The organism is Streptococcus mitis (assembly GCF_003942765.1).
In the GTDB taxonomy this organism is placed as follows: Bacteria; Bacillota; Bacilli; order Lactobacillales; family Streptococcaceae; genus Streptococcus; species Streptococcus mitis_BE.
Genome location: NZ_RJNW01000001.1, coordinates 634,069 through 655,497, shown reverse-complemented (window position 1 = coordinate 655,497; position 21,429 = coordinate 634,069). Strand labels below are relative to the sequence as shown.

Annotated in this window: 16 protein-coding genes and 3 pseudogenes; 17 read left to right on the top strand and 2 right to left on the bottom strand. The window is 40.8% G+C overall.

Translation table 11 applies throughout. From position 1 onward, the window contains the following. The first annotated feature begins 134 nt into the window (after positions 1-134). The 17 genes and pseudogenes from D8849_RS03465 to dtd all read left to right on the top strand — a co-directional run bounded on the left by D8849_RS03465 (position 135) and on the right by dtd (position 20,487). Positions 135-3,788 carry an ATP-dependent DNA helicase gene (locus D8849_RS03465; protein WP_049488358.1) on the top strand — a complete coding sequence of 1,218 codons (3,654 nt, stop codon included), beginning with the start codon at positions 135-137 and terminating at the stop codon, positions 3,786-3,788. A 254-nt stretch (positions 3,789-4,042) separates the two neighbouring features. Further along, positions 4,043-4,446 (top strand): annotated as a pseudogene (locus tag D8849_RS03460) (YbgA family protein). Beyond that, positions 4,430-4,795, top strand: a complete 366-nt coding sequence (locus D8849_RS03455) for a TIGR02328 family protein (protein WP_049488354.1) — start codon at positions 4,430-4,432, stop codon at positions 4,793-4,795. Before D8849_RS03460 ends, D8849_RS03455 begins: the two are co-directional and overlap by 17 nt. Positions 4,796-4,951: 156 nt before the next feature. Then, on the top strand, positions 4,952-5,317 hold the full coding sequence (locus D8849_RS03450) for a type II toxin-antitoxin system RelE/ParE family toxin (protein ID WP_049488352.1): 366 nt from the start codon (positions 4,952-4,954) through the stop codon (positions 5,315-5,317). After that, positions 5,307-5,600, top strand: a complete 294-nt coding sequence (locus tag D8849_RS03445) for a helix-turn-helix domain-containing protein (RefSeq protein ID WP_049488350.1) — start codon at positions 5,307-5,309, stop codon at positions 5,598-5,600. The genes D8849_RS03450 and D8849_RS03445 overlap by 11 nt, the downstream gene beginning before the upstream one ends. A gap of 259 nt (positions 5,601-5,859) precedes the next feature. Continuing rightward, the gene (gene metE, locus D8849_RS03440; RefSeq protein ID WP_125386202.1) at positions 5,860-8,109 is read left to right on the top strand and encodes a 5-methyltetrahydropteroyltriglutamate--homocysteine S-methyltransferase; all 2,250 of its coding nucleotides are present in this window, start codon (positions 5,860-5,862) and stop codon (positions 8,107-8,109) included. A gap of 102 nt (positions 8,110-8,211) precedes the next feature. Continuing rightward, positions 8,212-9,078 carry a methylenetetrahydrofolate reductase [NAD(P)H] gene (gene metF / locus D8849_RS03435; protein WP_125386201.1) on the top strand — a complete coding sequence of 289 codons (867 nt, stop codon included), beginning with the start codon at positions 8,212-8,214 and terminating at the stop codon, positions 9,076-9,078. Positions 9,079-9,397: 319 nt separating this feature from the next. After that, positions 9,398-11,611: a polyribonucleotide nucleotidyltransferase gene (pnp, locus tag D8849_RS03430; RefSeq protein ID WP_125386200.1), complete on the top strand. Its 2,214-nt coding sequence runs from the start codon at positions 9,398-9,400 to the stop codon at positions 11,609-11,611. A gap of 15 nt (positions 11,612-11,626) precedes the next feature. Further along, positions 11,627-12,244: a serine O-acetyltransferase gene (gene cysE / locus D8849_RS03425; protein WP_120718945.1), complete on the top strand. Its 618-nt coding sequence runs from the start codon at positions 11,627-11,629 to the stop codon at positions 12,242-12,244. An 11-nt stretch (positions 12,245-12,255) separates the two neighbouring features. After that, the gene (locus tag D8849_RS03420; RefSeq protein WP_125386199.1) at positions 12,256-13,155 is read left to right on the top strand and encodes a GNAT family N-acetyltransferase; all 900 of its coding nucleotides are present in this window, start codon (positions 12,256-12,258) and stop codon (positions 13,153-13,155) included. A 66-nt stretch (positions 13,156-13,221) separates the two neighbouring features. Then, a pseudogene (cysS, locus tag D8849_RS03410) lies at positions 13,222-14,556 on the top strand (cysteine--tRNA ligase); the annotation flags it as partial. 453 nt (positions 14,557-15,009) lie between these two features. Continuing rightward, a pseudogene (locus D8849_RS03405) lies at positions 15,010-15,162 on the top strand (CysS/YqeB C-terminal domain-containing protein); the annotation flags it as partial. Then, positions 15,155-15,541, top strand: a complete 387-nt coding sequence (locus D8849_RS03400) for a Mini-ribonuclease 3 (protein ID WP_125386198.1) — start codon at positions 15,155-15,157, stop codon at positions 15,539-15,541. The pseudogene D8849_RS03405 and the gene D8849_RS03400, both read left to right, overlap by 8 nt. A 3-nt stretch (positions 15,542-15,544) precedes the next feature. After that, positions 15,545-16,414 carry a helix-turn-helix domain-containing protein gene (locus D8849_RS03395; protein WP_020902422.1) on the top strand — a complete coding sequence of 290 codons (870 nt, stop codon included), beginning with the start codon at positions 15,545-15,547 and terminating at the stop codon, positions 16,412-16,414. A 112-nt stretch (positions 16,415-16,526) separates the two neighbouring features. Then, positions 16,527-17,657, top strand: a complete 1,131-nt coding sequence (locus D8849_RS03390) for an ABC transporter ATP-binding protein (RefSeq protein WP_000229953.1) — start codon at positions 16,527-16,529, stop codon at positions 17,655-17,657. 134 nt (positions 17,658-17,791) lie between these two features. Then, a complete protein-coding gene (locus D8849_RS03385) occupies positions 17,792-20,014 on the top strand; it encodes a RelA/SpoT family protein (RefSeq protein WP_125386197.1) in 2,223 nt (740 codons plus the stop codon). A gap of 29 nt (positions 20,015-20,043) precedes the next feature. Next, positions 20,044-20,487 (top strand): D-aminoacyl-tRNA deacylase, encoded by a 444-nt coding sequence (gene dtd, locus D8849_RS03380; RefSeq protein WP_125386196.1) that lies wholly within the window; start codon positions 20,044-20,046, stop codon positions 20,485-20,487. Between the two features lie 38 nt (positions 20,488-20,525). On the opposite strand, the gene D8849_RS03375 is transcribed toward dtd, so the two are convergent. Both D8849_RS03375 and D8849_RS03370 read right to left on the bottom strand, forming a co-directional pair. Next, positions 20,526-20,939: a hypothetical protein gene (locus tag D8849_RS03375; protein WP_125386195.1), complete on the bottom strand. Its 414-nt coding sequence runs from the start codon at positions 20,937-20,939 to the stop codon at positions 20,526-20,528. A gap of 18 nt (positions 20,940-20,957) precedes the next feature. Then, positions 20,958-21,371 carry a hypothetical protein gene (locus D8849_RS03370; protein ID WP_125386194.1) on the bottom strand — a complete coding sequence of 138 codons (414 nt, stop codon included), beginning with the start codon at positions 21,369-21,371 and terminating at the stop codon, positions 20,958-20,960. Positions 21,372-21,429 lie beyond the last annotated feature (58 nt).

Genomic DNA, 21,429 nt, shown 5'->3' with positions numbered 1-21,429 from the left:
GTTGGTGTACTGTTTAGAGCAGTCATTACAAGAATAAATGTTGTAAACAGTACATCAGCATAAAGGAAAGTTTTTTTGGAGACCTGATGATAATAGAAGGTATTATGTAATTGTGATTTAGGAGGAGAAGGCTAATGGATAAGAAACTTAAACAACAAACAAACTATGTGCAACACTTTTCAACAAGAATTCCATGGAAGGATAATGATTATACTGGGCGAATTGACAATAATCCTAGATATAATGTAGCAGCTCAAGTAATCCCTAACATTGCATCATCACGTGACTTAGAGTTTGAGGAAGCAAATAAAGGTAAAAATTACGAACAAGTAGGACCAGTAAAAATGCAAAACTGGATTACAGAGAACTCTGCGTTCATGAGTGATACCAAGCTTGCTCTTAAGATGAACCATCCATATAAAAAAGGAAATGTTAAGTTCAATCATTTCGAAGAAACGACTTTCGAGATGGAGCCCTATTCATTCTTATTGCGCCCCTTTTCATGGACTTTAAAGGATAATGCCAATGAGAAACAAAAGTATTACAATTTTTATTTTGACTTAGAAAAAACAGAACAAATGCTGAGCTGGTCAAGTTCGTGGGTATCGCATGGAGAATCCCAAAAAGGAATTTTCGACTACTTCTTTTCTGGAATTAGTCCGCACAATTCATTGATATTTCCATATTACAAACAAGTTCCGTTTATCGATGATAATAGGCGTGTAATTGCAGGAATAGGAAATATAGTATCAAATGTAGAAATTCATGAGTATGAGTCTGATGGAAGCAGTGACGAAAAAAACTATATTTGGGAGACAAATGTAGCTCATTCAATAAGAGTAGATGGTAAAGATGGCTTTTTATTGCCATATCTTGAAATTTCCGAGTATGCAAAAAAGCATCCTGATTTTGATGTAGCGAGTGTCACATTGTTTGAACCAGCAGGTTTTAGATCGGAATTTTCATATGCAGCTGAATGGGTCAGCTACGATGCAGCTATTGATGTGCTAAATCAAGCGAAAACAGTATTGAAAAATATAGCTAATCTCAAGCTAAAAGAAGCCAATCATGAATGGGTTAATGTTCAACTTGAATATATTGATAATCAATTAAAAAGCGTTTGGAATCAACGTGGTATATTCCCAGGATTAGGTTCGATTTTATCAGCTTTCGGTGTTAGATACGGTTTCGATGTTGCTAAACATGTCGATACTTCTGAAAATGACCTGATTTCTGAATTGAAGTTATTCTTTTCAGGTGATAAAGAAACTGGGAACGAAAAATTGGATAACAGCTTAGCTGACAAAGAGGATGAGTTTTCTGGTTTACTAAGAGATGAAAACAAAACTCGATTCTTTGAACTTTTGTCACGATTGAATCTTTCTGTTGAACAAGCTATTTATGCTTGGGGTAACCTGAAAAATTATGCAGCTGAAATTATTGAAAACCCATACCTGTTATACGAACTTACACGAAAAGAAAAGGACATTCATCAAGTTACTATTTCTCAAATCGACAATGCAATGTTTGTGAATCCGTTGGTGGAAAATAAGTATCCTCTTAAGAAACCAACCAAGATGAGAACTGAAAGTGATAAACGCCGATTTAGAGCTATGGTGATATTTATTTTAGTTCAAGCCGTAAATCAAGGCCATACTTTACTCAGCTATGATCAAATTGTTGAAGAAATTAACAAATTACCATTAGATAATAAAACGGATTTTCAAACAGAAAAGATTGAAGGTGTTCTAGAGTTCTTGCAGGAAGGTGAATTGCACGTTGATGTGGAAAATACTTACATCAAACTGAAAGAATATCAAGATTATAAACAATTGGTAGTCGATATAGTAAATAGCCGTTTAGAAACTAGTTTATCAAGTGAACAAAATTGGAGAAAAATTATTGATAACCAATTTGGAAAGCTCCAAGAAAATAATGAAGAAAATGATCAATTGGCTCGTGATGAAAAAGCAACAGCGTTAAAGATTCTTGAATCATCTAGAATATCTGTCTTATTGGGGAGAGCTGGGACGGGTAAAACATCAGCATTGGGGATTTTTGCTTCTTCAAAAGAAATTAAAGCTGGTGGAGTATTAGCATTGACCCCTACTGGAAAAGCAAGAGTTCAACTTGAGAATGCCTTTAAGAAGAATAGTGTTCAAGCAGAGTTTATGACGGTGGCACAATTTTTAATTCGTTCAAAGGGTTTTAGTTGGAACACAATGGCTTATAAAATGCCAAGCCAACCCAGTTCGAGTATTGCCAAAACAGTGATTATCGATGAAAGTTCGATGCTGACGGAAGATATGTTTGGGGGCATACTTAAGCTTGTTGATTCTTATGCTGAAAGAATCATCTTTATTGGAGATCCAAATCAATTACCCCCAATTGGAGCAGGACGCCCATTTGTCGATTTGATTCATTATTTAGAGAGTGCTTATCCTGAAAAGATTGCGACATTGAAAACGGAGATGAGACAAGGTTCAGGTGGTGATGATTTATCATTTGCCCAAATATTCTCTAATTCGGATTCAGTCGATAAAGATGTAATTTACCGTATTCAAAACAATCAAACAGATAATCGTCTTAAATATATTCAATACAACGATTTAGACGAGTTAGAAAAAGTGTTCTTTGAGGAATTGGTAGACATTACAAATATGACAAATGCAGATGATCTGGATGGTTTCAATAAAAGTTTGGGAGCTACTGTAGGCCAATATACAAACTATCCAACTAGTGAACATATAGAAAACTGGCAAATCCTATCTCCAACGAAATTTATTGGTGCAGGAAGCTATTATTTGAATAATCAACTTCACCAAAAATATCGTCAAGACATTGTTGATAAATGGAATGCTTATCCATGGTCAAAAAACAGTCCTCAATCTGTTCAAAATATTGTTTACGGAGATAAAGTCATATCTAATGTAAATGGTGAGAAGGATTACTGGGATGGTTCATCGGGGAAAGAATATATTGCAAATGGTGAAATTGGTATTATGGTCGATTACCCTAGTCACTATGGAAAAAAGGATACGAATACTAGTTGGTATAAATTCCGTTTTGGCTCATTTGAAGGAAAAGTATTTTCATATACTAAAGCTGATTTTGGTGGTGATAATAGCGATTCTAAGTTAGAACTTGCTTATGCTCTTACAGTTCACAAATCACAGGGTTCTAGCTTTGGAAAAACCATAGTAGTCATAAATGGTAAAAGTTCATTTGTTACAAAAGAACTTTTGTATACTGCGTTTTCTCGTCAAAGAGAAAAACTAATTGTATTAAGTGATTTGTCAATTCAAGAATTAGTTCAGTATGCGAATGACTGGTATTCGGATACCAAACAACGATATACAGACTTATTTGAAGTTCCAAAAATCATTGAGATAGAGATTAGTAAACAAAAAAGGTACTTTGAAGAAAAATTGATCCATAAAACGATTCGTGGAGAAATGGTTAGATCAAAGTCCGAAGTAATTGTGGCTAATATTCTCGATAAGATGAAAATTGAGTATTTCTATGAAGAACCATTAAATATCAATGGAAAAACCTATATTCCTGATTTTACTCTACGCTACCAAGGCAAAACTGCTTATTTAGAGCATCTTGGAATGCTAAGAGATAAATCATATAAAAAGCGTTGGGACGAGAAAAGAGCAAATTATGAAAGTGTGGGAATTTCAGAAACTCTTGGAAATTTGATAATTACCCAGGATGGATTAGACGGAAGTTTGGATGCAATGTTAATACAGAGTAAAATTAAAGAATGGATAGAAAATAGTTGATTTATTCCCTTCTACTAACGGTGATAAAATCGCAGTGGATATGTTTGGATTCGATTATTCCACCGACTACTCGTAGACAAGGAACTCGTGAACGTAAAAAACAAGAAGTTTTACACCAGATTCAATTACTAGTTGAAATTTACACTGGTATTTAACGAAGTAAACGTTAAATTCATCAAAAATCCATTCGCTCATGTTTAAGATTTAACTTTGTTTCCATATTTCCTGGAAACTGATAAAAAGTAAGGAGAAAGATGGAACAAACTAATCAAAAATCCCAGTGCAACAACTCTGGGCTAGAAATAAATACCTCGTTCTGAGTCATTCCAGCAATATTTACAATGAGATCCGCCAATACTTGAAGAATGAAGAGGTGGAGGTAAGTCATGTTCAAGAACTGATCGATCGTGCCTATCAGATTCCAGAACACAGGGGTCAGGTTTGCAATGCCTTTCAGCATATTTGGGGCTATTTCAAAGAGAAAGCGACAGATGCTGAGCGCCAGGACTATATGCTCTTGTTGGATCGCTACCGCTTTGGTCAAGCTTCCAAACAAGACTTGATTGTTAAGACGAGAGAGTTGCTTGAACTTTACCCAAATGCTTATCTGCAAAATTCTACCTTGCTGAAAGGAGCTTCCCATGAGACTTTGGCATGAGGCTTTGATTTCACAACTTCCCCGTCCTCAACTTTTGGGACAACATCGAGAGTGTTGCGCCCTGCGTGGCAATGGCTGGGGCAGAAAGCATGCAACGGTGGATTATGTCTTTACCCACTCGCCCTATCGTCTCTATGCCTATCATCGCTTAATCATGGAGGAGATGGCTGGCCGTGGCTATAATGTCAGTCCAGAGTGGTTGGATAAAAACTACCGAGGTAAGACCTGCCCTCCTTATCAAGATTTAGCAGAGGAGAAGTTGACTAGTCCTATATACAGCGAACATGACGCTACCTACTTTGAGGAGTGTCTGGACAATCTCCGAGAGAAGGGGATTGAGCTGGAATAATAGTAAGGAATGCCTTCAATTTATAACTCTTCTCATAATTTTTTCGAATAATAAAGATGAGACCTTTAGAGTTTTTCTAAGGTCTTCTTTTTATGAGTGTTCAGATTTACTTTTAATAACTTTTGAGTTATAATTAAATTAGAAAGAGGTTGCTTGGTGCATACGATTTACTTCTATAAGGACAAAAATGGAAGCGAGCCAGTCTTGGATTATATGAGAGAATTGGCTAGTCAGAAAAGTAAGGATAGCCGCATCAAACTCAATAAACTAAATGACTATATCGAGTTGCTTAGTCAGCATGGTACGAGAGCTGGGGAACCCTATATCAAACATTTGGAAGATGAGATATGGGAACTAAGACCACTGAGAGATCGAATTTTATTTGTAGCATGGGTTGATGGTAGTTTTGTTCTTTTACATCATTTTGTCAAAAAGACTCAGAAAACTCCTAGAAGAGAAATTGAAAAAGCCAAGCGTGAAATGAAGGACTTAAAAGAAAGAGGGTTAAGTGATGAAGAATAGTGCTATTGGGAGTAATTGGAAGGATGTCCGATCTGAACTCTTTACCAAGGAGGAAATTCTTGAAAGTGATATGCGAGTGGCTATCATGAGTGAGTTGATTGAAGCCAGACATGAGCAAGGAATCAGCCAGAAAAAGCTAGAAGAACTCAGTGGAGTGAGTCAACCTGTCATAGCTAGGATGGAAACAGGAAAGACTAGCCCCCAGTTGGATACAGTCTTGAAAGTTTTAGCCAGTTTAGGAAAGACACTAGCAGTCGTCCCCCTCGAACATGAAAAGAGCTGAATAACCTGACTTATAGTCTTTTCTAATAACAAGCCATAGTCACTTATAAGAATTACTAATAACGTGTTTGATCAGTCTAACTGAAATATAGTAAAAAACAAGTTACACAAAGGATTTGAGTCATTTTTCTCAGGCCTTTTTCTTTTGTATAAAACGGAGATATAGTTTCAAACTATATCAAAGCCTAATTTTTTACAATTATACAGATGATTTCTTTTCTGTTAAGATAGTTTCAACAACAAATTTTGGAGGACACATCATGTCAACTACAATCATCGGTTTCCCTCGTTTGGGCGAATTCCGCGAATTAAAATTTACAACTGAAAAATACTTTAGAAAAGAAATCTCAGAAGAAGAACTCTTGGTAGCCGCAAAAGACTTGCGTGCTAAACACTGGAACATCGTCAAAGAAAAAGGCATCACTGAAATCCCATCAAATGACTTTTCTCACTATGACAACTTCCTAGATGCAGCTTTCCTTTTCAACGTGGTACCTGCTTCAGTTCAAAACTTGGACTTGTCTGACCTTGAGCGCTACTTCGCTTTGGGTCGTGGTTACCAAGGAGAAAAAGGGGACGTTCGCGCCCTTCCAATGAAGAAATGGTTCAACACCAACTACCACTACATCGTTCCTAAATTTGAAAAAGACACTCAAGTTAAACTTGCAGGTCACAAAATCTTTGATGAGTTCCAAGAAGCAAAAGAACTTGGATTGAACACTCGCCCAGTTCTTGTAGGTCCATTCACTTTCCTTCAATTGTCAGACTTTGAAGAAGGCGTGAAAGCAGAAGACTTCGTAGATAGCTTAGTGGCTGCTTACCAAGACGTTTTTGCTAAATTGGCTGAACTTGGTGCAACTCGTATCCAATTGGATGAAGCTGCTCTTGTAAAAGATTTGACATCTGAAGAAAAAGCTCTCTTCTTGAACCTCTACAATAAACTTTTGGCTGACAAAAAAGGTCTTGAAGTCTTGCTTCAAACTTACTTCGGAGACGTTCGTGACGTTTACGCTGACCTTGTAAACTTGCCAGTAGATGCTATCGGTCTTGACTTCGTTGAAGGTAAGAAAACTCTTGAATTGGTTAAAGGTGGTTTCCCAGCTGACAAGACTCTTTATGCAGGTATTGTCAATGGTAAAAACATCTGGCGCAACAACTACGAAAAGAGCTTGGCCGTTCTTGAGCAAATTCCAGCTGAAAACATTGTATTGACAAGCTCATGCTCACTTCTTCATGTACCATTTACAACTGCTAATGAAGAATTTGAACCAGCTATCTTGAACCACTTTGCTTTTGCAGTTGAAAAATTGGATGAGATTCGTGATTTGGATGCTATCCGCAATGGTCAAGGTGAAGAAGCACTTGCAGCTAATAAAGAACTCTTTGCGACTGAGCGTGTGGGTGAAAATGCGGAACTTCGTGCGCGCATCGCTGGCTTGACAGACGCAGACTACACTCGTTTGCCAGCATTTGCAGAACGTGAAGCTATCCAAGAAGAAGCTTTCAAACTTCCAGCTCTTCCAACAACAACTATCGGTTCATTCCCTCAAACTAAAGAAGTTCGTGCGAAACGTTTGGCTTACCGTAAAGGTGAATTGTCTCAAGAAGAGTACGACGCTTTCCTTGCTGAAACGATCGATGAATGGATCAAATGGCAAGAAGATATCGACTTTGATGTCCTTGTTCACGGTGAATTTGAACGTAATGACATGGTTGAGTACTTCGGTCAAAACTTGTCAGGTTACCTCTTCTCTAAAAATGGTTGGGTACAATCATACGGTATGCGCGGGGTTAAACCACCAATCATCTGGGGTGATGTAACTCGTCTTAACCCTATCACTGTTAAATGGTCTAGCTATGCACAAAGCCGTACAAACAAACCTGTTAAAGGTATGTTGACTGGACCAGTTACCATCCTCAACTGGTCATTCTCACGTGAAGACATCTCTATCAAGGATTCTACTCTTCAAATCGCTCTTGCTATCAAGGATGAAGTTCTTGACCTTGAAGCTGCTGGCGTGAAGATCATCCAAATCGATGAGGCTGCTCTTCGTGAAAAATTACCACTCCGTCGTAGCGACTGGTACGAAGACTACCTTGACTGGGCAATTCCTGCCTTCCGCTTGGTACACTCAACAGTAGCGCCAGACACACAAATCCACACTCACATGTGTTATTCAGAATTTACAGATATCATCCCAGCTATCGACAACATGGATGCAGATGTTATTTCCTTTGAAGCTAGCCGTTCAAACCTTGAAATCTTGGACGAACTCAAAGCGAAAAACTTCCAAACAGAAGTGGGACCTGGGGTTTACGATATCCACTCACCTCGTGTGCCAAATGAAGGCGAAATCGACAATACAATCGAAGCCATCCTTGCTAAAGTGCCAAGCAAGAAAGTTTGGATCAACCCAGACTGTGGTTTGAAAACACGTGGTATCCCAGAAACAAAAGAAAGCTTGATCCGCCTTGTTGAAGCAGCTAAAGCTGCGCGTGAGAAATTGTAAGATAGGATTTCTCTAGAAGCGCTGTTTGGTCAATCTGCCTGTTTCACTTGGATTCTAGGAATCCAGCTAACGAAAAAAATTAACTAGAAAAGGATAATGACTATGTCACGCCAAACACCGTCACTCTCATTTGAAGTGTTCCCTCCCAACCCAGCCGTGGGTAATGATAACATTATTTCTGCTCTTCAAGATATGCAGGAGCTAGCGCCGCACTTTATCAGTGTAACTGCCAGCAATAATAAATTTAATATCAAGGAAACGACGGTTCGTTTGGCTGACTTTATCCAAAATGACTTGGCGATTCCGACTATTGCTCACTTGCCAGCCATCTATTTGACCAAGGACAAGGTTGCTGAAACTATTGCAGACTTGGACACGGTTGGAGTGCAGAAAATCTTGGCTCTTCGTGGGGATATTATTCCAGATGTGGAACCACAAAAGGATTTCCGCTACGCAACTGACTTGATTGAGTTCATCAAGGAGCAAGCCCCTCACTTTGATATTGTTGGTGCTTGTTATCCAGAAGGCCATCCAGATTCACCAAATCAGATTTCAGATATTCAAAATCTTAAGAAGAAAGTAGATGCAGGTTGTTCGAGCCTCGTAACTCAGCTTTTCTTTGACAATGAGCGCTTCTATGATTTCCAAGACAAGTGCATTTTGGCTGGGATTGATGTTCCTATTCATGCAGGGATTATGCCAATTCTGAATCGAAATCAGGCTCTCCGTCTCTTGAAGACTTGTGAAAATATCCATCTTCCACGTAAATTTAAAGCCATCTTAGACAAGTATGAGCATGACCCTGAGTCGCTCAGAGCAGCAGGACTTGCCTATGCAGTGGACCAAATCGTGGACTTGGTAACTCAGGATGTTGCCGGTGTGCATCTCTACACTATGAACAATGCTGAAACAGCGAAATACATTCACCAAGCGACCCATGCCTTGTTTAATCATCAGTCTCTAGGATAATAAAAAGCAAACCATTCTTCTCAGGTGAGGGGAATGGTTCCTTTTTAATGGTAAAGACCGCACTTTTTAAGAAAAATATGATAAAATAGACTCTGTACGTACTTGATACAAAGATGAGGGTATAAACAGATTTTTAACTATTCAAATCAAAGTATCTAATAGTTGAACACGGGCTAAATCCCTAGTGAAAAAGATAGATTTCCTAGTGTGCATCGCACACTGCGTCAATCTCCTATTTTCATACGGGATTCTTCACGCCCTTTGTATCCTGATTTTTGTAAGCAAGGCGTATAATTTCATCAATCCAAAGGGGATTAAAATGACAAAACAAGTGTTTCAAACGACTTTTGCGGGTCGTGAGCTAATTGTAGAGACTGGTCAGGTTGCTAAGCAAGCAAATGGCTCTGTTGTTGTACGTTACGGTGAGTCAACTGTCTTGACTGCGGCCGTTATGTCTAAGAAAATGGCAACTGGAGATTTCTTCCCTCTTCAAGTCAACTACGAAGAAAAAATGTATGCAGCTGGGAAGTTTCCTGGTGGCTTTATGAAACGTGAAGGACGTCCTTCAACAGATGCGACCTTGACAGCGCGTTTGATTGACCGTCCAATCCGTCCTATGTTTGCGGAAGGTTTCCGTAACGAAGTCCAAGTCATCAACACCGTGCTTTCTTATGACGAAAATGCTTCTGCTCCAATGGCAGCTATGTTTGGTTCATCTTTAGCGCTTTCTATCTCAGACATTCCATTTGACGGACCAATCGCTGGTGTCCAAGTGGCTTATGTGGATGGTCAAATCATCATCAATCCTACGCAAGAACAAGCAGAGCAATCTCTCCTTGAATTGACAGTAGCTGGTACCAAACACGCCATCAACATGGTAGAGTCTGGTGCTAAAGAATTGTCAGAAGAAATCATGTTGGAAGCTCTCCTTAAAGGGCACGAAGCAGTTAAAGAATTGATTGCCTTCCAAGAAGAAATTGTTGCAGCTGTTGGTAAGGAAAAAGCAGAAGTAGAATTGCTTCATGTGGATGCTGACTTGCAAGCTGAAATCATCGAAGCCTACAACAGCGACCTCCAAAAAGCTGTTCAAGTAGAAGAAAAATTGGCGCGTGAAGCTGCGACTCAAGCAGTCAAAGACCAAGTCACTGCTGTTTACGAAGAAAAATATGCGGACCACGAAGAATTTGACCGCATCATGCGTGATGTGGCTGAAATCTTGGAACAAATGGAACACGCTGAAGTGCGCCGCTTGATTACAGAAGACAAGGTGCGTCCTGACGGCCGTAAGGTCGATGAAATCCGTCCTTTGGATGCGGTTGTTGACTTCCTTCCTCGTGTGCACGGCTCTGGTCTCTTTACTCGTGGGCAAACTCAGGCCCTTTCTGTCTTGACCTTGGCTCCAATGGGAGAAACTCAAATCATTGATGGTTTGGATCCAGAGTACAAGAAACGCTTTATGCACCACTATAACTTCCCACAATATTCTGTAGGGGAAACTGGACGCTACGGTGCGCCAGGTCGTCGTGAAATCGGTCACGGTGCTCTTGGTGAGCGTGCTCTTGCTCAAGTCTTGCCAAGTTTGGAAGAATTCCCATATGCTATCCGCTTGGTAGCAGAAGTCTTGGAATCAAATGGTTCTTCATCTCAAGCTTCTATCTGTGCGGGAACTCTTGCCCTTATGGCTGGTGGAGTGCCAATCAAGGCGCCAGTAGCTGGTATTGCAATGGGACTTATCTCAGATGGAAATAATTACACAGTCTTGACAGATATCCAAGGTTTGGAAGACCACTTTGGAGATATGGACTTTAAGGTTGCAGGTACTCGTGACGGGATTACAGCCCTTCAAATGGATATCAAGATTCAAGGGATCACTGCAGAAATCTTGACTGAGGCTCTTGCCCAAGCCAAGAAAGCCCGTTTTGAAATTCTTGATGTGATTGAAGCAACCATTCCAGAAGTTCGTCCAGAATTGGCTCCAACTGCTCCGAAAATTGATACCATCAAGATCGATGTGGACAAGATCAAGATTGTCATCGGTAAGGGTGGAGAAACCATCGACAAGATTATCGCTGAAACAGGCGTTAAGATCGATATCGACGAAGAAGGAAATGTGTCTATCTACTCTAGTGACCAAGATGCTATTAACCGTGCCAAAGAAATCATTGCTGGTTTGGTTCGTGAAGCTAAGGTGGACGAAGTTTACCGTGCTAAAGTCGTTCGTATCGAGAAATTTGGTGCCTTTGTTAACCTCTTTGATAAGACAGATGCCCTTGTTCATATCTCTGAGATGGCTTGGACTCGTACCAATAATGTCGAAGACTTGGTAGCAATCGGGGATGAAGTTGATGTTAAGGTTATTAAGATTGATGAAAAAGGACGTGTGGATGCTTCTATGAAGGCCCTTCTTCCTCGTCCTCCAAAACCTGAACGTGACGAAAAAGGTGAGAAGTCTGAGCGTCCTCATCGACCACGTCATCACAAGGACCACAAACCTAAGAAAGAATTTACAGAAACACCAAAAGATTCAGAATAAGAAAAGGAGAAATGTATGGGATGGTGGCGCGAAACCATTGATATCGTAAAAGAAAATGATCCAGCGGCCCGCACCACTTTGGAGGTTTTGCTGACTTATCCAGGTGTCAAGGCCTTGGCGGCCCACCGTCTTTCGCATTTTCTCTGGAAGCATGGCTTCAAACTCTTGGCTCGTATGCACAGTCAGTTTTGGCGCTTTTGGACTCAGATTGAGATTCATCCAGGTGCCCAGATTGATTCAGGTGTCTTTATCGACCATGGTTCTGGCTTGGTGATTGGAGAGACAGCTATCGTTGAGACGGGAGTTCTCCTCTATCATGGGGTGACTCTTGGGGGAACAGGGAAAGACTGTGGCAAACGCCATCCTACCGTTCGCAAAGGAGCGCTCATATCTGCTCATGCCCAAGTCATTGGACCCGTTGAAATCGGTGAAAATGCCAAAGTCGGTGCAGCAGCAGTAGTTGTTGCAGATGTTCCAAGTGATGTGACAGTGGTTGGAATTCCTGCTAAGATCGTCCGAGTTCATGGACAGAAGGATGAGCCAATGATTCATGAAGTTGAAGAAAAACGAGAGTACTATGTCAATAAACTCGAGCAGGCTAAAGATGCCAGTCACAGATCGTCTGGTTTGTAGAGGATGGCTATATGATTCAAGCAAGAAACAAGTTAAGCCAAGAGGAGTTATCTGAGGCGAAAAAACTAATTAACTGTTGCCAAAACTATGATGATACCTATCGTGATCCCTATCTCTCTAACATGCTTAATTTTGATTCAAACATGCCCGCCTTTTTCCTTTATTATGAAAAAGGCGAACTTGTTGGTTTATTAACTGTCTATGCAGATGACCAAGATGTAGAAGTGACGATACTGGTTCATCCAGGTCATCGCCATCAGGGGATTGCGCGGGCTTTGTATAGAAATTTTGAGAAAGAAACGGCATCTTATCCAATTGAGTCTGTGACTTTTCAGACAGAGCGTGTTTTTCTAGACCGCCATCCTGATTTTGTCAGCAACTGGGGATTGGTCGAGGACGAGGAAACAGAAACCTGGCTAGGTAAGGATAGAAGACCTTATCCGTTAGAAAAGCTTTCCAATCTTGAAGTTTTGTTAGCAGATAGTTCGTATCAGGAGCAAATCAGTCAGTTAAAATTTCAGGCATTTTCAGAGGAACATGAATCTAGAGAAGTTGTGGATAGATATATCGCTGAAGCTCTGAAGGATCCAGAAAGTCGCTTATATATTTTGTTAAAAAACGATCAGGTTATTGGAACTTGCACGGTAGATTTATCGACTAATAAGAATTACTTCTACGGTTTAGCAATATCGGAATCTGAACGTGGAAACGGCTATGGAAGCTACTTAGCAAAATCCCTAGTCAACCAACTGATTGAGCAAAATGATAAGGAATTTCAGATTGCCGTGGAAGATAGTAATGTAGGTGCCAAACGTTTGTATGAAAAAATTGGCTTTGTCAAACAGACCCAGGTAGTTTATCTGAATGAGAAAGGAGCAAGGGATTCCGAAGTGTGGAGACATTCGGACTGAAATTCAATTGAACTGTCAGTGATGTAATAAACTGTTCTTGGATTTCAGCTTTCCTGATTATGATTTATGATTAAAATCTATGACACTATGTCTCGTGATTTGCGAGAATTTGTCCCGATTGAGGACGGAAAAGTCAAGATGTATGTTTGTGGGCCAACCGTGTATAACTATATCCACGTGGGGAATGCTCGTTCGACGGTAGCTTTTGATACGATTCGTCGCTATTTTGAGTATCGTGGTTATGAGGTTGCCTATATTTCCAATTTTACGGATGTGGATGATAAGATTATCAACCGTGCCAAGGAAGAAGGTATCACGCCACAGGAGGTTGCGGACAAGTATATCGCGGCTTTTCGTAAGGATGTATCAGCTTTGGGTGTTAAGCGGGCTACTCAGCATCCGCGCGTGATTGACTTTATGGAGGCAATCATTGACTTTGTGCGGACTTTGGTGGACAAGGGCTACGCCTATGAGTCAGAGGGCGATGTCTATTTTCGTGTGGAAAAATCTCACAATTATGCCAAATTAGCCAACAAAACCCTGGCAGACTTGGAGTTAGGTGCTTCTGGTCGGACAGATGAGGAGACTGCTCGTAAGGAAAATCCAGTGGACTTTGCTCTCTGGAAGGCAGCTAAGCCAGGTGAGATTTCCTGGGACAGCCCTTGGGGACCTGGTCGTCCGGGCTGGCATATCGAGTGTTCGGTTATGTCAACAGAGATTCTGGGCGATACTATTGATATCCACGGTGGTGGAGCCGATCTCGAGTTTCCTCATCACACCAACGAAATTGCCCAGTCAGAAGCCAAAACAGGCAAGACTTTCGCCAACTACTGGATGCACAATGGCTTTGTCAATATTGATAATGTCAAGATGTCCAAGTCCTTGGGCAACTTTATCACTGTTCATGATGCCCTCAAAAACCTCGATGGCCAAGTGCTTCGATTCTTCTTTGCCACACAGCATTACCGTAAGCCAATCAACTTTACCGAAAAGGCAGTGCGTGACGCAGAGACAAATCTTAAGTATCTAAAGAACACTTATGAGCAACCATTTTCTGGGACTGTAGATGCTCAAGAGTTACAGACCTTTAAAGATAAGTTTGTTGCCGCTATGGATGAGGATTTCAACTCCGCAAACGGTATCACAGTTGTCTTTGAAATGGCCAAATGGATCAACTCTGGCAACTATGATGCAAGTGTTAAGGAAACTCTTGCGGCTATGTTGGAAGTCTTTGGAATAGTCTTTGTTGAGGAAGTTTTGGAATATGGTGCTGTTGAAGAGGTTATTAATCGTTTTGAATTTAATTTAAAAAATAATAATACAGAAGATGCAGAAAAGAAAAAGGCTGCTCTTTTAAGAAGAAATATAGTTCTTCATGAAACAAAGTATGGTCTAATTTGGAATTTTACAAATTTAATCAATAACGAAATTAACAACGTTATTTATCACATAGAAAACGCTGGACATTATCTAAACGAACAGGAAATTTTAACTGGAGTACCTAGAAACCGGTATGGACGAATAATAGAACAATTTTTATTATCTTACTTGACAAATGAATTTCCTCTTTGGACTTGGGAATCAGGTAATCGAATGCAGCCTGATATTCAAGGTCATCATGGTAATAATAGAATCTTTATTGAAATAGCATACACAAAAAGTAATAAACTAGATTCTAAGTTTGTGAATTCAATGGTAAATATTACTAGAGAAATATCAAACGAGATTAATCCAGTAATTGTTTTACTTCTATTTGGTTCCGAAATCACCTCATCACTAGAGGAATCATTGAATAATTTTACGATTTTGGGTGCAGAACTTGGTGTGACAGTTATACCTAAACTGATTAAATTGCTAGATTTCGATATCGAATCCTTGATCCAAAAACGCCAAGAAGCGCGTGCCAATCGTGACTTTGCCACAGCAGACCAGATCCGTGACCAATTGGCTGGTCAAGGGATTAAGCTCCTTGACACCAAGGATGGAGTGAGGTGGACACGTGATTGATGTCAATCTCATTAACGGGATTGCGTTAGCTTTTGAAGGGGATGCGGTGTATTCTATGTATATTCGTCGTCACCTCATTCTAAAAGGCATGACCAAGCCCAATAAACTCCATCAAGAAGCAACCAAGTATGTGTCAGCCAAGGCTCAGGCTCGCCTGATTTCCCTTATGTTAGAGGAGAAGGTCCTAACGGAAAAAGAAGAAGAAATCTACAAACGTGGTCGTAATACCAATAGTCACACCAAGGCCAAAAATGCTGATGTGGTGACTTACCGTATGTCCACAGGTTTTGAAGCAGTCATGGGCTATCTCCATATGACTGAAAATCTGGAACGGCTTGAGAGCTTGATTTCGTGGTGCATCCAAAAAGTGGAGGGCTAGGACATGATGGCAAAAGAATTACAAGACTGGTTTCCTGAAGCTCAGATTTCAGACCAACCAGTAGAGAAAGAAGGCTATCTCACACTCCCTTTAGCTTCTCAGCAGTGGATTTTGCTGGAGGAGGCTGAGCTCAGCGAGCGTGAAAAGCAGTTGGTTGCCCTTTTGACCCAGCAGGAGCAGGCTCGTTCGCTCAATCCTTGGTATTCCTATCTTATTGAGGGTAAAGGGCAGGCACCACAAACTTTTAAAAAGATTCAGTTGGCCTATTGTCATCTTTCCTATTTTCAGCAGGAAAATCTGGTTTCTTGGCTGGATATGATGCGAACCCTTTTTCCTAACTGTCAGACAGTGCTTCAGGTCGGAGCTCAGGATTATGTTTTCGTGCTTCAGCAAGATAAATACACTTCTGTACGAGCTATTTTAAGTGATACGATTGAAGCGGTTGAGTATGACTTTGGATTGCGTCTATCTATTATGTTAGGTCAGGTTTGGTCTCAGACGGGAAATCAAGCCCTATCAGACTTAATCAAAGCTGAGCGCGATTTGTTCAAAACTTGGTGGCGTCAGGGTCACCAAGGTGTTCATAGTTTTTCTCAGCTCTATCTTTGGAGTATGGGAGAAAGACTAGTGGACTTGAAGGTAATCAAGGAATGTCTACACCAGATGATTTTGGACCAGGATCAGATTCAGGAAATCATTCTCTCTCTTTGGGAAAATAGTGCTGTTCTAACAAAAACAGCCCAGCAACTCTATCTGCACCGTAATTCTCTTCAATACAAGATTGATAAATGGGAAGAATTGACAGGGCTTCAGTTGAAGGAATTGACTGACCTGACCTTGTGTTATCAGTTGATTTTACCAGATATTTTATAAAGTTTTGTGCAAGTTGCACAGAACTTTTTTATTTTTTTGGTCACCTTGCCATAGAAAAGTAAAGCGTTTTCATCTATAATAAAACTATCAAAAGACAAAAGGAGTTCACCTCATGGTAGAATTGAATCTTAAAAACATTTATAAAAAATATCCAAATAGCGAACACTACTCAGTTGAAGACTTCAACTTGGACATTAAAGACAAAGAATTTATCGTTTTCGTAGGTCCTTCAGGATGTGGTAAATCAACAACTCTTCGTATGATTGCTGGTCTTGAAGATATCACAGAAGGAACTGCATCTATCGATGGCGTGGTTGTCAACGACGTCGCTCCAAAAGACCGTGACATCGCCATGGTATTCCAAAACTACGCTCTTTACCCACATATGACTGTTTATGACAACATGGCTTTCGGTTTGAAATTGCGTAAATACAGCAAAGAAGATATCGACAAACGTGTGCAAGAAGCAGCTGAAATCCTTGGATTGAAAGAATTCTTGGAACGTAAACCTGCTGACCTTTCAGGTGGTCAACGTCAACGTGTTGCCATGGGTCGTGCAATCGTCCGTGATGCAAAAGTGTTCTTGATGGACGAACCTTTGTCAAACTTGGATGCCAAACTTCGTGTATCTATGCGTGCTGAAATCGCTAAAATCCACCGTCGTATCGGAGCTACAACTATCTACGTAACTCATGACCAAACAGAAGCGATGACACTTGCAGACCGTATCGTTATCATGTCAGCAACTAAGAATCCTGCTGGTACAGGTACTATCGGACGTGTAGAACAAATCGGTACTCCTCAAGAAGTTTACAAAAACCCAGTTAATAAATTCGTAGCAGGCTTCATCGGAAGCCCAGCTATGAACTTCATCAATGTGAAATTGGTTGGTAGCGAAATTGTTTCTGACGGTTTCCGTTTGAAAGTTCCAGAAGGCGCATTGAAAGTTCTTCGTGAAAAAGGCTACGAAGGTAAAGAATTGATCTTCGGTATCCGTCCAGAAGACGTGAATGCAGAACCTGCTTTCCTTGAAACATTCCCAGAATCAGTTGTCAAAGCTACTATCTCAGTATCAGAATTGCTTGGTTCAGAATCTCACCTTTACTGCCAAGTTGGTAAAGATGAATTTGTTGCCAAAGTTGATGCTCGTGACTACTTGCAAACAGGTGCAACAGTTGAACTTGGATTTGACTTGAACAAAGCACACTTCTTCGATGTAGAAACTGAAAGAACGGTTTACTAAGATAAAAGAAACTTAAAACACTGCTAGAGAAATCTGGCAGTGTTTTTTGAGATGTGGATTGATTGAGAGGGAATTTTCTAGTTTTCATATTCTTAAAAAAGTGATAAAATGGTAGGAAGAATTGGAGAGTAGAGATGCCAAAAGAAGTGAATTTAACAGGCGAAGAAGTTGTCGCTTTAACCAAAGAATATTTAACAGAAGAGGATGTCCATTTTGTCCATAAGGCCTTGGTCTATGCGGTGGAATGCCACAGTGGCCAATACCGCAAATCAGGCGAGCCTTATATCATTCACCCCATCCAAGTGGCAGGTATTTTAGCTAAGCTCAAGTTGGATGCTGTAACAGTAGCTTGTGGTTTCTTGCATGATGTGGTGGAAGATACTGATGCGACCTTGGACGATTTGGAAAGAGAGTTTGGTCCTGATGTGCGGGTGATTGTTGACGGGGTTACCAAGCTTGGTAAGGTCGAGTACAAATCAATCGAGGAGCAGTTGGCTGAAAATCATCGCAAGATGCTCATGGCCATGTCTGAGGACATCCGCGTTATCTTGGTTAAACTGTCTGACCGCTTACACAATATGCGGACCCTGAAACATCTTCGAAAAGACAAGCAGGAGCGTATTTCCAAAGAAACTATGGAAATCTATGCGCCGCTTGCCCACCGTCTGGGGATTTCTAGCGTTAAATGGGAATTGGAAGACCTATCTTTCCGTTATCTTAATCCAACTGAGTTTTACAAGATTACCCATATGATGAAGGAAAAACGCAGAGAGCGTGAAGCCTTGGTGGATGAGGTAGTTACAAAATTAGAGGAATATACGACGGATCGTCACTTGAAAGGGAAGATTTACGGTCGTCCTAAGCATATTTACTCGATTTTCCGCAAAATGCAGGATAAGAGAAAACGTTTTGAGGAAATCTATGACCTGATTGCCATTCGCTGTATTTTAGATACCCAAAGTGATGTTTATGCCATGCTTGGTTATGTACATGAGCTTTGGAAACCAATGCCAGGTCGTTTCAAAGACTATATCGCTAACCGCAAGGCCAATGGTTATCAGTCTATCCATACGACTGTCTATGGGCCAAAAGGGCCGATTGAATTCCAGATTCGGACCAAGGAAATGCACGAGGTCGCTGAGTACGGGGTTGCAGCTCACTGGGCTTATAAGAAGGGCATCAAGGGGCAGGTTAACAGCAAGGAATCAGCTATCGGGATGAACTGGATCAAGGAGATGATGGAGCTCCAAGACCAGGCTGATGATGCCAAGGAATTTGTGGACTCTGTGAAGGAAAACTATCTGGCTGAGGAGATTTACGTCTTTACCCCAGATGGAGCTGTCCGTTCCCTTCCAAAAGATTCAGGACCGATTGACTTTGCCTATGAAATCCATACAAAAGTTGGGGAGAAAGCGACGGGTGCCAAGGTCAATGGTCGTATGGTTCCACTGACAACCAAGCTCAAGACAGGGGATCAGGTTGAAATTGTCACCAACCCCAACTCATTTGGGCCAAGCCGTGACTGGCTCAATATGGTCAAGACCAGCAAGGCGCGTAACAAGATTCGTCAGTTCTTTAAAAATCAAGATAAGGAATTGTCTGTCAACAAGGGTCGTGAAATGCTGATGGCTCAGTTCCAAGAAAACGGCTATGTAGCTAATAAATTCATGGACAAGCGTCACATGGACCAAGTTTTGCAAAAGACTAGCTACAAGACAGAAGAATCCCTTTTTGCGGCCATTGGTTTTGGAGAAATCGGTGCTATTACCGTCTTTAACCGTCTGACTGAAAAGGAACGCCGTGAGGAAGAACGTGCCAAGGCCAAGGCTGAAGCAGAAGAACTTGTCAAAGGTGGCGAGATCAAGGTTGAAAATAAAGAAACCCTCAAGGTAAAGCATGAGGGTGGTGTGGTCATTGAAGGTGCATCAGGCCTCTTAGTGCGGATTGCTAAGTGTTGTAATCCTGTTCCTGGTGACGATATTGTTGGTTATATTACCAAGGGTCGTGGTGTAGCTATTCATCGTGTGGATTGTATGAACCTGCGTGCCCAAGAAAACTACGAGCAACGTCTCCTTGATGTGGAGTGGGAAGACCAGTACTCTAGCTCAAATAAGGAGTATATGGCTCATATCGATATTTATGGCCTCAACCGTACAGGACTGTTGAACGATGTACTGCAAGTTCTTTCAAACACAACCAAGAATATTTCAACGGTCAATGCCCAACCAACCAAGGATATGAAGTTTGCTAATATCCATGTGTCCTTTGGCATTGCCAATCTCTCGACACTGACTTCAGTCGTGGACAAGATTAAGAGTGTGCCAGAAGTTTACTCTGTCAAACGGACTAACGGTTAATTGCCCTAGCTCTTACTAGAAAGGCTATTATGAAAATCATTATCCAACGGGTTACAAAAGCCCAAGTGAGTATCGAAGGTCAGGTTCAGGGAAAAATCAATCAGGGGCTCCTATTGCTGGTTGGTGTTGGACCAGAGGACCAAGAGGAAGATTTGGACTATGCTATGAGAAAGCTTGTCAACATGCGGATTTTTTCAGACGCAGAAGGCAAGATGAACCTGTCTGTCAAAGATATTGAAGGAGAAATCCTCTCTATTTCTCAGTTTACCCTCTTTGCGGATACCAAGAAAGGCAATCGTCCAGCCTTCACAGGCGCAGCCAAGCCTGATATGGCATCAGATTTCTATGATGCTTTCAATCAAAAATTAGCGCAAGAAGTGCCCGTTCAGACAGGGATCTTTGGAGCAGATATGCAGGTTGAGCTGGTCAATGATGGTCCGGTTACCATTATCCTTGATACTAAAAATAGATAAGAAAAACCAAGCCCAGCCGGCTTGGTTTTTCTCATCTATCATAAAATACTCCAAAAAGAAATCGGTACTTGATAGGCTTGGGGAAAGTCTTGTTTCAGGATTTGGCAGGTGCGATAGGAAGGGATAAGATGTCCTAGGATGAGGAGAGTTCCCTGAAGGAAAAGTGGAATACCCCTTAAACATATCAAGGAGAGAATGATCAGGCTATCCCATAGAAGGATTTGTAAGGCAAAGCGCCAGAATCTCGGTCTAATCTGGGAATAAAGGTGACTAAAGTGGTCACAAAGTTGGTTGGAAAGATAGATCAATAGCACAGGATGAAAGAAAATGAGCCAACCGCTATAAATCAACATCCAATCCCAAGTAAGTCCCTCTTTAAATGTCAAAAATGCCAGCATAATTCCATCGATGATAAGGAGTTGAATGGTTTTGATGGAGATGATTTTTTTCATGCTAAAACCTCTTTTTCCTTAGAGACACTCCCACAAAGAGATGTGTTTGTCGTAAAAGTCTGGATATTTTTCTCTTAGGTAGTCAGCCGTCATATAATATAAAGTAGAATGACAAGCAGTGATGATTGGCATAAGAGAGTAAAAACGCTGAGAACTAATGAAGGCTAAGAGGACAAAAAATAGAAAATCAATGGAGAGAACCCATAAATAGTAGAAGCGAATCTTTTTATTGATTTGAGGATAAATCTCAGCGAATTGATGTTTGAGTCGGACAACCAAGCGAAATAACAGGAGTCCCTGAGCAAGGAGGAAAATAAAACCAGTGAGCAAGAGCCACTCCAAAGATGTCTCGGGTCTTTTGTTAAAAAATGCGAATAGTAGCAAATCGATGACTGCAATTGCTGTAAAATGGATTCTAAAGAGTTTTTTCATAAGATGACCTCCCTCTTTTATCTAACTTCATTCTACTCCAAAAGAATGGGAGTTACAA